This is a genomic window from Adonisia turfae CCMR0081 (genome assembly GCF_011009555.1).
GTDB classification, from domain to species: domain Bacteria; phylum Cyanobacteriota; class Cyanobacteriia; order Phormidesmidales; family Phormidesmidaceae; genus Leptothoe; species Leptothoe turfae.
Genome location: NZ_QXHD01000004.1, coordinates 3,617,762 through 3,631,518, shown reverse-complemented (window position 1 = coordinate 3,631,518; position 13,757 = coordinate 3,617,762). Strand labels below are relative to the sequence as shown.

Annotated in this window: 11 protein-coding genes and 2 pseudogenes; 11 read left to right on the top strand and 2 right to left on the bottom strand. The window is 44.6% G+C overall.

Features of this window, described 5'->3' with window-relative positions; genetic code table 11:
- A partial coding sequence (locus DXZ20_RS19775; protein ID WP_250565844.1) for a PAS domain-containing protein occupies positions 1–894 on the bottom strand: 894 nt, incomplete at its 3' end.
- Between the two features lie 218 nt (positions 895–1,112).
- Here DXZ20_RS19775 and DXZ20_RS19770 point away from each other — a divergent pair.
- Complete coding sequence (locus tag DXZ20_RS19770) at positions 1,113–1,502, top strand: hypothetical protein (protein WP_006514648.1); 390 nt, start codon at positions 1,113–1,115, stop codon at positions 1,500–1,502.
- A 30-nt stretch (positions 1,503–1,532) separates the two neighbouring features.
- Here DXZ20_RS19770 and DXZ20_RS19765 read toward each other — a convergent pair whose 3' ends face one another.
- Positions 1,533–3,326, bottom strand: coding sequence for a response regulator (locus DXZ20_RS19765; RefSeq protein WP_163668651.1), 1,794 nt, complete (start codon positions 3,324–3,326; stop codon positions 1,533–1,535).
- Positions 3,327–3,574: 248 nt separating this feature from the next.
- On the opposite strand from DXZ20_RS19765, the gene DXZ20_RS19760 reads away from it, so the two are divergent.
- From DXZ20_RS19760 to DXZ20_RS19715, 10 genes and pseudogenes are all read left to right on the top strand, one after another.
- Positions 3,575–3,880: a hypothetical protein gene (locus DXZ20_RS19760; protein ID WP_163700008.1), complete on the top strand. Its 306-nt coding sequence runs from the start codon at positions 3,575–3,577 to the stop codon at positions 3,878–3,880.
- Positions 3,881–4,102: 222 nt separating this feature from the next.
- Positions 4,103–4,570: a MarR family winged helix-turn-helix transcriptional regulator gene (locus DXZ20_RS19755; protein ID WP_163668654.1), complete on the top strand. Its 468-nt coding sequence runs from the start codon at positions 4,103–4,105 to the stop codon at positions 4,568–4,570.
- A gap of 104 nt (positions 4,571–4,674) precedes the next feature.
- Positions 4,675–5,103, top strand: a pseudogene (locus tag DXZ20_RS38855) (hypothetical protein); the annotation flags it as partial.
- 640 nt (positions 5,104–5,743) lie between these two features.
- Positions 5,744–6,253 carry a hypothetical protein gene (locus DXZ20_RS19745; protein WP_163700006.1) on the top strand — a complete coding sequence of 170 codons (510 nt, stop codon included), beginning with the start codon at positions 5,744–5,746 and terminating at the stop codon, positions 6,251–6,253.
- Positions 6,254–6,316: 63 nt separating this feature from the next.
- On the top strand, positions 6,317–6,763 hold the full coding sequence (locus tag DXZ20_RS19740) for a hypothetical protein (RefSeq protein ID WP_163668658.1): 447 nt from the start codon (positions 6,317–6,319) through the stop codon (positions 6,761–6,763).
- Positions 6,764–6,765: 2 nt separating this feature from the next.
- Positions 6,766–7,521 (top strand): fimbria/pilus periplasmic chaperone, encoded by a 756-nt coding sequence (locus DXZ20_RS19735; protein ID WP_163668660.1) that lies wholly within the window; start codon positions 6,766–6,768, stop codon positions 7,519–7,521.
- A 24-nt stretch (positions 7,522–7,545) separates the two neighbouring features.
- The gene (locus tag DXZ20_RS19730; protein ID WP_163700004.1) at positions 7,546–10,200 is read left to right on the top strand and encodes a fimbria/pilus outer membrane usher protein; all 2,655 of its coding nucleotides are present in this window, start codon (positions 7,546–7,548) and stop codon (positions 10,198–10,200) included.
- A 791-nt stretch (positions 10,201–10,991) separates the two neighbouring features.
- Positions 10,992–11,873 (top strand): glycosyltransferase family 2 protein, encoded by an 882-nt coding sequence (locus DXZ20_RS19725; protein WP_163668663.1) that lies wholly within the window; start codon positions 10,992–10,994, stop codon positions 11,871–11,873.
- Between the two features lie 158 nt (positions 11,874–12,031).
- Positions 12,032–13,219, top strand: a complete 1,188-nt coding sequence (locus DXZ20_RS19720; RefSeq protein WP_163668666.1) for a glycosyltransferase — start codon at positions 12,032–12,034, stop codon at positions 13,217–13,219.
- Positions 13,220–13,440: 221 nt separating this feature from the next.
- Positions 13,441–13,757, top strand: a pseudogene (locus tag DXZ20_RS19715) (hypothetical protein); the annotation flags it as partial.

Here is a 13,757-nt window from a genome sequence, read left to right as displayed (position 1 = left end):
TTTGCGCAGTTGCTCTTCACTACGACGAATGGCCGCTTCCGCCTGTAGCCGTTCAGTAATGTCCTGCAGCATAACGGTGTACCATACCAGCCCGTCCTTGGTCCTACTTTTAGAAATAGACGCCTCTGCCGGAAAAATTTCGCCATTTTTACGGCGGCCACTCACGTTACCTCGACGCTCACCCATCCGCAGTGAGGGCACAGAGGACTTGCCAAATTTATCTATATGCTGCCGATGAATGACCTTAAATGCCGCCGGTAGCAATAAATCAAGGGGTTGGTTGATGGCTTCAGCCGCCATGTATCCAAAAATACGTTCAGCCGCCTGGTTAAATAGACGAATAGTCTGGCGCTGATCAACGCAGATAATCGCTTCTCCAGCCAGGTCAAAAATGTTTTCTAGGGTTTGTTGACTATAGTGCTGGGTAATACGGGAACGAGGATGTTCATTGATACTATTGATCGTCGCCAGGATGGATTTTGAAAAATCGCGCTCTTGGAATAGGGTCTGTTCGGTTTGCTTTTGCTCAGTAATATCATTGGCGGCAGCGTAGATTAGATTGCCCTGTGCGATCGCATTCCATACCAAATAGCGATAGCCACCATTGGCACAGCGATAGCGATGGTCAAAGGTAATCGCCTGGTGGTTATGGACTAGCGCATCCAAAGCATGTTGAGTAGCCTCACGATCATCGGGATGCACAAACTCGATCAAAGGCTGGGTGATAGAAGCGAGCGAGGAATACCCTAGAACCTTAGAAAATTGAGGATTAACGTGCTTGAAATAGCCATCAAAATCAGTAATGCACAGCAGACTTGGTGTGATGGCAAAAAATAATTCCAGGTTTTGCCCAAACAAGGGTGGCTTAGCTTGATGATGCTCAGAGCTGACCATAGACAACGTCCGCCACCTCAATGCGAAAGGGTGATCCCGAGTCTATCCTAGCGATCCTTTTCGGGAACACTGATACCTGGGCCTAGTTCTTTACACGCTGTTACAGATCATCCTTAGAATCAAGGGTTTGCTAGCCAACAAAAACCTATATGAATTGCCAATCCTCACATTTTCTTCAGAATTTTCCCGTAGGGTGTAGACGTTAGGAGGCAATGGCAATGCAATATCTCTACAGCTTCGCAAACGTAAGTTTAATTCTAAGGGTGATGGATCGGTTATCGCAGATGATTGGTCTGTCCTTAGAATCTGTGACGGTTATCTATCTAGTTGATCGGTGGGTGCTGCGTCTTAAGTTAAGGAATGCCTTGGGCGCTGATGCAGAGAAAAACTTAATCGCTTTCCTGATGGAAAATGGCATGCCCCATAAGCCATCTATGCAGTTGCGGGATACCCTCCGTGCTTTGGACAAGGGTAAAACGCCCACTGAAGTGATGAGTGAGTATCAGGTGGTTGTGGTTTCCCATGGGGTGCCTGACCCGACAGAGCTGCATGAATTCTGTGCCCGCTTTGTTGAGGGGTTAGGATACTATCCGCCCAGTTTGGTATAGCCCCCAACGTATTCAGCTATTCAGACACACCTATGTATGGTGATTGATTTGATTGAGAATACGGATGGCCAGCTCAGAAGTAGCAACTGATTTGTTAATAAAATCATCCCCGCCAAAGCGAAATGCTCGACCACGGGTGGTTTCTGCTTCATGAACGGTGAGAAACACGATGGGTAGGTTGCGCCAACGGGGATCTGCCCGCAGTAACTGACAGATTTCAAAGCCGTTCATTTCTGGCATGGTGACATCCAGCACTAAGGCATCTGGCTGGATTTTTTCTAGAACTTCCCACAGCTGTTTGGCATTGGTGAGGGGGGTAATATCAAAATTCCAGGGTGTCAGGCTAACCTGTAACAGTTTTAAGATTTGCGGATCGTCATCAACAATGATGATTTTGGCGGGGGTGGTTTTAGTCCGCATGATTTGCAGAGCTTCTGTCATCAGCTGGGCGGGTGGATGAGTGCGATCCAGTAGCTGACTGGCCCCCTGTTGTACGAGTTGGAGCCGTGACTGGGCGGGCAGGGGTGGCAGGAGCAGCAAAAAGGGGCCGGTAAATTGATCGGTAAAGGTTGCAATATCGTTGAGCAGTTGATTTGGCAGCTCTTCCCCTTGCAGGGATGCCAGGATATCAAAAATAACCAGCTGAGGTTTAAGGGCTTGGAGCAAACGATGGGCGTGGATCAGACTATTAGCTTGACGGACCCGTAAGGATTGCTGTGTTGCCTCTAGACTCAATTGCTCCACCAAAGTACTGTCAGGACTAATTAGCAACAGCAGGGGAGCCCCAGCCGCTAAGGTTTCAGTGGCATCTTCCATCGAGGTTTCATCAATTTCGTGGCGCAACTGCTGCACCAGCTGATTAAACTGCATCGACGGAATATTAGTGGATGGAGTGATTTGTAAGAGTTTTTCTAACCGTTGTGCGAGGGTGGACCCCATGGGAAAGCCAAAACTACCTAGTGCCCCCACGAGCTTATGGGCCGTCATTTGGCTGGTTTGGTATAGCTCGCTGCCCAGGGTACCTTGCTCGATTGCGATCGCAGCCTTCTCCAGCACCGCTACCCGCTCCTGCATCACCCCCTGATACTTTTGCCAGGCCTGCTCCACAGCAGCAGTAGTGGTGGATTTTGGTGTGGGTGGCTCCGTCGACTCACTGACATTGAGTCGATAGCCCAAACCATAGACCGTTTTGATTAAATTTTTAGGTGCGCCCACCGCACTCAGTTTTTGCCGTAACCCTTTAATATGGGTCCGGACAGCATCTTCACTGGGGGGATTCTCAAAGGCCCAAAGATCATCAATGATGGCATCTAGACTGTAGACCCGATTAGGCCGCCGTAAAAACAATTCCAACAGTGCAAACTCTTTAGGGGTAAGATGCACCAGCGTTCCGTTGTAGGTGGTTTCACAGGTACTCGGGTCTAGATTAATCCCTCCTAACCGCAATACAGTCGGCAATCCTACTTGTTCACGTCGCAGTAACGCTCGAATGCGGGCATCCAGTTCATCTAAATCAAAGGGCTTGACCACATAATCATCAGCCCCTGCATCTAGGGCTTTTACTTTTTGAGCTGGGGTATCCGTTGCCGATAACATCAAAATCGGTTGCTCATACCCCATTTTCCGAAAGATCTGGCAAAACTCAATACCACTGCCATCGGGCAGATCAAGATCGAGTACCACCAAGTCATAGTTAAACATGTCGAGATATTCTCGAGCACTTTGACCATCGATTGTAATATCCACGGCATAGCGATGATGAATCAGGTGATTAGCCAATGCATCCATCAGCGCTTCATCATCGTCTACCAGCAATATGCGCATCGATACAAGATAGGAAACCTATCTATGGGAAACGTTACCTATCTATATAAGTCGGAAACGGCTTGTATATGAACGAGCTTTTATAAAAATTATTTACCCCAAAGAAAGTAAATAAAGCATCTTAGTTAGTTTGTTGGAGCGACTCAACACAATTCTAGAAGAAATTTCTACAATAGTAAGTAAGGTTTGTAGAGACCCCTCTCTAATTATAGAGACCCCCTCTAACTGTAGGTTAAGCAGAGGACTGTATGCAACAACCTCCCGTAACAATTCCCTATATCATTAGCACTACAGTTGTTATATTAACTGTTGTTGTCGGTGGAAGTGCCACTGCCATGGCCCAATCTGTACCGAGTTCAGCGATTCCAGCAACTCTGGATCAGGCCACCCTGGCAAGACTGGTAGCTGATCTGGCCTATCCCAACAGTGCACAACGGTTTTTTGAAGCTGGCAATGCTCAGCTTGAGCAAGAAATACAGAAACTATCAGGCGAAGAAGAAATCGAGCCATCTTTAACAATCAGTCCCGAAATAGTAGAGCAGTTTAAAGACTGATCTGTTAGCCAAAGAAGGGATGTGAGAAATGAGCTATCTAAATCATAGTTGTAAGTCTATGACCTGTAAGCCCTAAAGTATCAAGATCCAAGCGGGTTAAACTTCCCACAAACATTACTGCACATGTAGTGATTACTGCACATGTAGTAGTCTGAGCCCAAAAGCCATCCCAAAACTGACTTTGAAATATATCATCGAAGCAAAAGGTGTATATGCACATATATGATTGAATCAACGCTTAATTCCCTGGAAGTCGAAGCGGCCTTTGAAGTGAGAGACACCTGCCTGTCTAAGCATTTGCGTCAGGCAGATCGGATTATTATGCAACTGTATGATGAAATGCTCAGACCTCACCGATTGAAGTCAACTCAGTTCACCCTTCTCATTGCCATTCGGCTACAGCAGCCTGTTAATCAGAAAACTCTGGCTGAATGTACGGTGACAGATCGAACCACGTTGACCCGTAATTTAGCATCCCTGGCGCGCCAGGGGTTGATTCAAGTACAGCCTGGAACGGATCGTCGGGTAAAGGAAATATCCCTAACAACCGATGGTCATCAGCGGCTGAAAGAGGCATTTCCTGCCTGGAAAAAGGCTCAAAGTCAAACTGAAGAACTTCTAGGCAAAACCAATGTCCACCAACTTTTAGCGGAACTCAGCAAGATTTCAATCAAATTTGCAGCAACCTGATTTTTTGTCGAAATATGTGCATATGCATCTTTTTAAAATACAAGATTTACTTTTACACCCATTGAGAGGTAGTTCTATGGACACGCCTAACAGTTTTTGGTCTTCAATTTGTTTTTAGCCTTGTTGTTTATGCTCTCTTAGCCAAGTGGTACTTGATGCCGTGGCTTTCCAAGAAACCCATCAACCAAGCATTAATCCCGCTAATTATTCCCCATGCATTTCGGTATTTAGGATTAGCCTTTTTAATACCCCAATTAGTGGTCCAACCACTGCCTGGATCCTCTGCTAATGCCGCTGCCTATGGGGATTTTATAAGTGGTTTGCTGGCGCTCTTTTCCTTGATAACCCTGTGAGCTAGTTGGAGATTTTCGCTACCATTGGTCTGGTTCTTCAATATTGTTGGCGCAGGGGACTTGATAAATGCTTTTCGTCAGACGGAGGTTGTGCCATATTTCGGGGCAACCTGGTATATTCCAACATTTGTGGTTCCCTTCCTAGGTGAATCTCGTCAAGTGGCGGCACTCAACGTCTAAGTAAAACAGCTCTATCTAGACTGAGAATACTAAGTGTACTGGTCATGGCTTAGTCACCTACTGCCAGCGTCAGTAGGTGCATTCCATAAAGTTGATACAAGCAAGTCGAAATCATGATAATTGGATCTTGCTTACGCACCAGTGCCTAAAATTCTAGGCTCATTGGCTGAGCTATAAATTAATCGTCTCCGCAAAATTAACTAGGGTCAAAGTTATACTCCTCCGTTTTTTCTCTAAATCATAAGTGTGCTATTTACGACAACTTTAAATTTTGAATTTAGTAGGATTTGTAGTCTTATAGCGCGTTATATCGCTTATTTTTGAAATTCATCATCTAAATCTTTAGTTTTTTGTGGATATTCAAATTCTTTTGATTCAACATTTTTGCGGAGATTTATGTCAAAAAAGATACGTGGGAATGGTGACGACTTTGCACAGAAGAATCTCTAAACTCGTAAGCGAGAGACAGCAAGAAAAGGCTTAATAAATTTAGTAAAACCTCTTATGGTTGTGAAAAATCTAGAGTTGTTGAGTTTCTGAAAATTGCTACTTCTTCTCTCATCATTGGCTTAAATTCTATGCTTGTGCACAAGCATAGAATTCGTGAGAATCATTTATTGACTTTTGGAGTATTTCATTTATGACTATGCGTCGTTTTGCATTGACCACTAGCTTGGTGGCAGGTACTCTAGCATTCAGTGGTGCCGCCGCATTCGCTGATACGATTAACCTTGGTGGAACAGTGTCTAACTACAGCACTATCTCATCGACGGCCACGGCTGGTGCCGGCAGCCTTAACCTTTATGGTGAAGGGACTGCTACAGCTGATGTTGTTGTCAAAGTAGCTGATATTGCGCTTACATCTAACAACACAGAGGGTGTTGAGTTAAAGGCTGAAGCTGATAGTGCTTTGACTGGTGGTACTAATGGTGTCACTCTGGCTTATCAAGTGAAACTTGTTGATGATAATGCCACAGCACCAGCAGCTGGGGCTTTCTCCACTACATCAGATACTGTAAATGTAGATAATACAGACTTTTCCAGCAACGCAGCTAATCAAGACCTATACATTGAGTACGATGGTCCAGAGTACTTAGATCCTGATACTTATAGCTCTACCATTACCATGACTGTAGAAAGCTATCTCTAAAGCACTCTAGACAATATCTAGACACTTAATCCCTAGACACTATTGACGGAGGTGGAGCTAGTCGTGATCCGAACAGGATGCCTAATTGTAGGACTCTGGAGCATATATCTATTACCTGCTCAGGCCGTACCTACATTAACTACCACTCCGACTATCAACGCAGGGCAGTTGGATTTGGATGGTGAGGGTAATGCATCGACCCATGTGGTGAAAGTAGCTGATATAGCGCTTTCAACTGATAATAGTTCAGGATTAACCTTGACTATCTCATCAGGAGATATTGATCGCATCGGTGGTCAACCCATATCATTCCAAGTTACTACTGTGACCGACAATGCTTCACCTCCCAATAGTGGAGATTTTTCAACCCCCTCTGGCAATAACTACACCTATGTAACCGGTTCTGTCGGAACCGAAAATAGAGATGTGTATATTCTCTATACCCCTTTGCCATTTCAAGATCCTGGCAGCTATACCAGTTCTGTTGACCTTTCTGTTACTGATAATTAACGGTGTTCAGACATTTCTCTTCAGCTCTAACGTTAACCACCTGTTTATTACTAGGTACTGCACGTCCATCCCTCGCATTTCAGTTCAATCCTCTATCCCAGGTATTTACTCCAACGGGTTCAGAAGCTACGCAATCCTATGAGATCGTTAATGATACAGATGAGCCCATTGCCGTTGAAGTTTCTGTCGTTCTGAGCGAAATGGACTTGACAGGAGATGAGAATTTTACCCCTGCGGAAGATGACTTTTTAGTCTATCCTCCACAAATGATTCTAGCACCTGATGAAATACAAATGGTGCGAGTGACATGGCTGGGTGATCCAACCCCGACTCAGGAATTGACCTATCGCTTAATTGCAGAACAACTGCCTATTCATTTAGTCAATCCTGAAGCACCAATTCCTAACGAACCCCGTGGAGAGATAAAACTTTCTTTTCGCTACATATCTAGCGTGTTTATTCGCCCCCAAAATGTAGCTCCTGACGTTAGCCTGGTATCGGTAGAACCAACCGTAATTGATTCAGGTGAGACCAAGCTATCTGTCGTTCTTGAAAATCAAGGAAATGGTAATGCGCGGTTAAGTGACTGGCAGTTAGAAGTGGTTGGTCAAGGGCAAACGGTGCAGCTTACTCCTGCTTTAGCAAAAGAAATGAATAGCCGAGTAATACTGCCGGGACAACAGCGGCAGTTTGATCTTCCCTGGCCCGAAGGACTGCCCATTGGGGATGTAATGGCTACTTTTCAGTTTGAAAATTAATTCTATAAGTTGATTGGCTTTGCCATGCTCCCGCTTGTGTTTGATACGTCTGCTGCTGTTCCCGCAGACGTAAGCCCTATTCCTGCCAATGTTAACCCTGAGTTATCCGGAGAACTATTTAAAGAGAATATTGATCAACAGTCCTTATCGGTGATTGAGGTACAAGAATCAGCTGTTCTCTTCTCCTCAAAAAAGAATATAAAAACAGATCATGCTCACACTAGATCACAAACAATTTCTCAATCTCCAGATAATGCTGTACTGGATGAAGCTCAACTATTTGAACAGGTATTTGGAAAACCTTCTGAGCTCTACTCTACTCAAATAGAAGTGCCCCTAATCCTTAATGGTCGCTTTGCTGGGAATATTTTTGTTCATCCCCACAATGAAGTTGTCCATATAACGATAGCTGGCAACGCATTTTTGACATTAGCGCAAGATAGCTTGGGAGAAAGCACACAAAAGAATGTGCAATTGGCTATTGCTGCGGATGATCAACTAAGTTTATCAATTCTTCAGAGCGAAGGGTTAGAAGTCAATTTTGACCGCAGACGTTTAGAACTTCAAGTTAATGTACCTTCTGAGCTAAGGCTCACCAATACTCATAGCCTTAACGTCCCCCCAGATAATCCTGGTGAGTTTGCCTTAACGTTACCCGGCCAGCTGAGTGGGTATCTGAATCTCAGGGGCAATCAGAAAATTAATTGGACAGATGACACTAGGCTAGAACCCTTAGGTTTACAGTTTGATGGTGCAATTAATTGGCAGGGCTGGGTCTTAGAAGCCTATGGTCAAGCTACATTAGGCCAATCATGGCAATTCGATCGACTCAGTGTTGTGAGAGATGTGCCTGATCAAGCAATTCGCTATACGTTCGGGGATTTGTCCGTACCCACAGCAGGGTACCAAATGAGCCCATCACTATTGGGAGTTTCTGCTGCTCGTAATTTTTCACTACAGCCTTTTCGAATAGCACGCCCCACCAGTCACTATAGTTTTTTCTTGGAACAGCTCTCAACGGTTGAAATATTTGTTAATGATAAGTTAATCACAACATTACGGCTAGAGGCTGGCCCACAGGATATTCGCGACCTACCATTAAAAATGGGTATTAACGATATTCGCTTAGAAATCACAAATAATTTAGGACAGACAGAAACCCTCAACTTCTCCACTGGGGCCGCTGGTGAACTATTAGCTGAAGGTGTTCACCAGTTTGCATACAGTGTTGGCTTTCCTGCCATAGAACAACAACCGTTAAAATCCTATGATTTATCACGGCCTACATTATCCATGTTTCACCGAGTAGGCCTGACTCCTAATTTAACGTTAGGTGGTTACTTACAAGGAGATATTACTCAACAAATGGCTGGCCTAAATGGTACCTTGGCAACTACAGTGGGTAACTTTGGCTGGGATATGGCCGCTAGTAACCATACTGATTATGGGGTAGATATAGCAGGTAAGCTCTTTTATGAATGGCTAGAAGCATCTCAGAACTCGTCTCAAAATCGACAACTACATTTAGCACTAGAGTATCGAGGTGAAGACTTTTCGATTTTGGGACAAGATACTCCCCAGAATAAGACTGCGCTAAACGTATCCTTTGCATATCAGCAGACTCTCCTCGAGAATATTCAAGCCAGATTCAATGGTGAATATCAAATACAGCGTGAAAACAGTGATGCCTATAACATTGGTGTGAGTTTAGCTCGTCCATTCGCACAAGGGTTGAACGTTAACCTCGGTTATCACTATGGGCAAGATTCTTCAAGTGAAACGGACCATCGCTTTAGTATTGGCTTTAATGGGGCACTCCCCTTTTCAGGCCAACGATTTAATACACGTACAGAGTTTAACAATACATTAGAACCTCAAAATTCTCTCAATTGGAGTTATTCTCCAAGTCACACATTAGGTGCAATAACTCCAAATTTAACCCTGACACAGTCGCTGCAAAGTTATGGGCTTAATGGACGTTTACAGTATCAGGGCTACCGCAGTAGCGTAGGGTTAAACCATCAATTTACACTACCTCGTGATCAAAAAGACTCCATTGAAAGTAGTTCCACAGTGACTTGGGGAACAGCAATTGCTTTTGTGGACGGTATTTGGGGATGGTCTAGCCCCATTGACAACAGTTTTGCTCTGATCAGCCGTCAGGGAAGTGCCGTAGGAGAAACTGTCAAGGTTAATCCTACATTATCTGGCGATATGGCACAGGCTAATGGCACAGGACCTGCTGTTCTTTCTATGGCACCTTATACCTTAACTGAGGTATCTCTGGATGCACCTAGCCTGAGTCTAGGAGAAGATTTGGGCCAAACGAGTTATCAACTCTTACCCACCTATCGCAGCGGTACGTTGATTACAACAGGAACTGAAGCGACTGTGTTTTTGCGAGGTGTATTAGTTGACCAAAGACAGGAACCTGTTACTCTACAGCAAGGATGGATAGAGTCTTTGTCGGATTCTAACTGGCCTGCTATTGAATTCTTCACTAATCGTACTGGTCGTTTTGTAGCGCCTGGCTTAAAGCCTGGTATCTATCGCCTCCATCTATCTAAAAATGATGGAGAAAATCTTGAGTTTGAAATCCCTGAACAGCAACAAGGCAACTTCGATATAGGTACTTTGCAGCTCTTTGAGACTGTACCAGCAGCTCAAAATGATATTTAGATATGCACGCTCGATGTTTCTAGTTCAGGACTAGCCAAATCCATTGTTAATGACGTCGGCTACCTACCAACAAAACATGTTTCGTTGCATTTGATCGTTACATATCTTTTGAGGAACCTCCATCTGTACTAGTCGTGAACTGGGTTGTATTGTCTGCCACGAACTGATTCCTGAAGCTATTCGTTGGAGATTTCAGTCAATCGGATACTTCTTATTAGTGATCTATCAGGGCTTGATTTTGAGGTGAAGGTTCAATGAAGAGTAACGGGTAAAGCGCTGCTCTCCATCGGTATTCACTCTCTACCCTTTATGCTCCCAACCTAATTTTTAGGGTTGATACATTGCTAGAAACTGCGCTCCAATTATTCGACTATTTAGACTATTCAGCCATTTGTCGAAATTATCTCGATAATAAGTGATCAAAGTGCTGAAAAATGCTCAAAATTAGTCAATAAAACTGAACATCGAATATCAATCCTTACCTGTCTTCCTGGGAAATAACTAACTTTCTTCGAAAGATTATTGTTTTGAGTTTGAAAATATCTGTATTTGTCCTTAAAAAATAAGATTAGTTGAACCGACTTGCTTTGATGTACGAATGTTCTGTCAGTAATATCTCTGTAGGGTTACCTTTTTTTAGCTGATAGATTTGTGATGTACTCAACCAAGTGAAATTACTAGATTTTACCTCGCGGCTCAAAGCTAGAAGGATAGGTGTAAATGAGGTGAAAGCTCAAGTTTCTAACTAGGTTATACAGGCTTTTTCCTTATTTTTATGGAGATCAATGTCAATGGTTGTTGCCGTTTCTAAGAAAGATACAGCTTTAAGTAAATTGGCATTCGTCGACAATTTCGAGTCAAAGGTATTTGATTTTACCTTCTCTAAGGCTTCAAGCGATGATCCTCTTCAGGCAGGGGCAGTAACGGTTGTGATTCCAGCTTTAAATGAAGCTGGCAATCTAGAAAAGCTCTTTGAGCGAATCTCTATTGCTTTTGATGAGCTAAGTTTGACACTACCCGTATTAGTTATTGATGACGGTAGCACCGATGAAAGTCCAGAAATTCTGGCACAGTTGGCTGAAAAGCATACATTCTTGAGTGTAATTCGACATCCTCAACGTCGTGGTGTTGCCGCTGTCTGGCAAACAGCCTTGGAACACGTTAAGACAGATTGGATTTTCTGGGGTCAAGCAGATCTAGAGTCTGATCCAGCAACAGATATTCCAGCATTACTCAGAGCTTACCGACCCGGTATGACGGCAGTAGCTGGTTGGCGGCAGCAACGCGGTGATGGTAAAACCCAAGCGTCTCAATTGGCGAACCGTGCCTGCCGTTGGACCTTTGGCTTGAAGATTCACGACATGAACTGGATCAAATTAGTGCGTCGAGATGCCCTGGTAGGACTCCCTATTGAGCTGATTACCCACCGATTTTTGTTGGCTGTCTTAGCGGGGTTAGGTCACCAAGTAGAAGAAGTGAAAACCCATTGGCATCCACGGTTTTCTGGAACTAGCAAATTTGGCAAGAAACGCTTAATGACCTCTGCCCAAGACTTTCTGAAAGTTGTTACCTGGTTTTACCTGGAGCGACCCTTGGGTCGGGCTTCTCGCTACATAGCCATGGCCAATACTTACTTGCAAGAAAGATTTCTAGCCGAGACAATCAATGCCTGAGAATAGTACCCAATGCTTTGATCTGTAGATATCCTTAGAGCCCGCTTGAACTGCGGACGGCTTGCAAAAAATTACTGGGTTTCTGTTGAGGGTCCTCAACTAACTGGGCAATCTTCGACTATCTAGGTATTTGCCCTATGGGTAGGGGATAGTGGTCGATGTCCTTAAATAAAAAGCATATTCTTGTTCTTAGCTCTGTCTATCCCCTCTTTCCAGATGGGAATCATGGAGCATTTATTCGAGAAACAATTCTGCGACTACAGCCGACAGGAGCAACGTTTAGTGTGTTTGCCCCTGCCTATGAGGGTGGCCAATCCTATGAGCTGGAAGGAGTCAAGGTTTATCGGTTTCGATATTTTTGGAAGCGGTTTGAGACGCTGGTGCGAGATGGTGCACCGACTAAGTTAAAACGTCAGCCGTTTAACCTGATTCCGGCTGTTTGCTATGTAATATTAGGAACCTGGCAACTAGTTTGGCTCTGCCGCAAAATTCGCCCCAATTTGTTGCATGTCCATTGGCCCTTTCCCCATGGGTTAATGGCCTGGCCTGCTAGCAAGCTATTTAAAATTCCCATGGTCTTTAGTTTCCATGGTGGTGAGCTATTGCTAGCTCAGCGGTTTGGTTTTGTTGCCCATATTTTACGCTGGCTTTTGTCCCACACAGTTGGCGTCACAACCAATTCATCCTTTACCAAGGGCCTAGTAGAGAAATTACGCCCTTGTCCGTTGCAGGTGATTCCCTACGGTTTAACTGTAGAAGCCAAACCGACTGAACCTCGTGCTCCCGAGCAGATACCTACCCTGCTATTTGTGGGTCGCTTAGATGAACGCAAAGGGGTGTGCTATCTGTTGGACGCACTGGCAATTTTATTGACTGAGCGAGATGTACGATTACGGATTGTCGGCACAGGTATTCTAGAAACTGAGTTAAAGGAACAAGTCCAAGGTCTGGCATTGGAGCAACAAGTAGACTTTCTTGGTTTTGTTTCTAAGGCACAACTAGCTGACGAATATGCTAAATGCGATGTTTTTGTATTGCCTGCAATTGTTGATAGTAAAGGAGATACCGAAGGATTGGGTATTGTCATGATTGAGGCACTAGCCCATGCCAAACCAGTGGTAGCCACCGCCGTTGGCGGAATCCCGGATGTAATTAGGCCAGGGGAAACGGGATGTTTAGTGCCTGAGAAAAACTCATTGGCTTTGGCCAAAGCAATTGCAGAGTTGCTTGATCGGCCAGACTGGGCAACCCAACTAGGACATCAGGGTTTAGCGGATATTCAAACGCGTTTTAACTGGTCGAGCATTATAGCCATGTGGCAGGACATCTACCAACGAGTCCTTTAGCAGAGAACCATTTAAGGTTCGTAACGTAGGTTATGTTCAGGGGGATTAGACCTTCAGTCTTGAGTTGGCTGCTGCCTACGTTGGTGGTAGGTCCGTTGGTAGGTATGCTTTTCTTGACGTTGATGGTTTTACTGCCAACACTTAAGGATCCAAATTCGCGTATATACTCGTCGAGGATCGGTTATCCAGCACGGCAGCGGCAGACTGGTAAACCTATCGCCGTGGAAACATTTGTGGTAGGTCAGCAAATTGCCACCAATGCCATTGGTGCGCCAGGCGTATCAGTGGCACTCGATGATGTGAATGTTCGACCTGAAATCAATGGTGTTGTTGAAAGTGTCTTGGTTAAAGAAGGTGATTGGGTCCGTAAAGGTCAATTGCTCTTCCGCTTGAGACAGAATGATATTTTAGCAAGGGTTCAACAGGCTCGTACAGATCTGGCGCGATCGCAAAACCAATTGCGCCAGCAGGAAGTCGATGCCCAGGGAGCGATTCAACTGCTTGAAGATGAAGTCACCCTGGCCAGGGATCGTCTAAA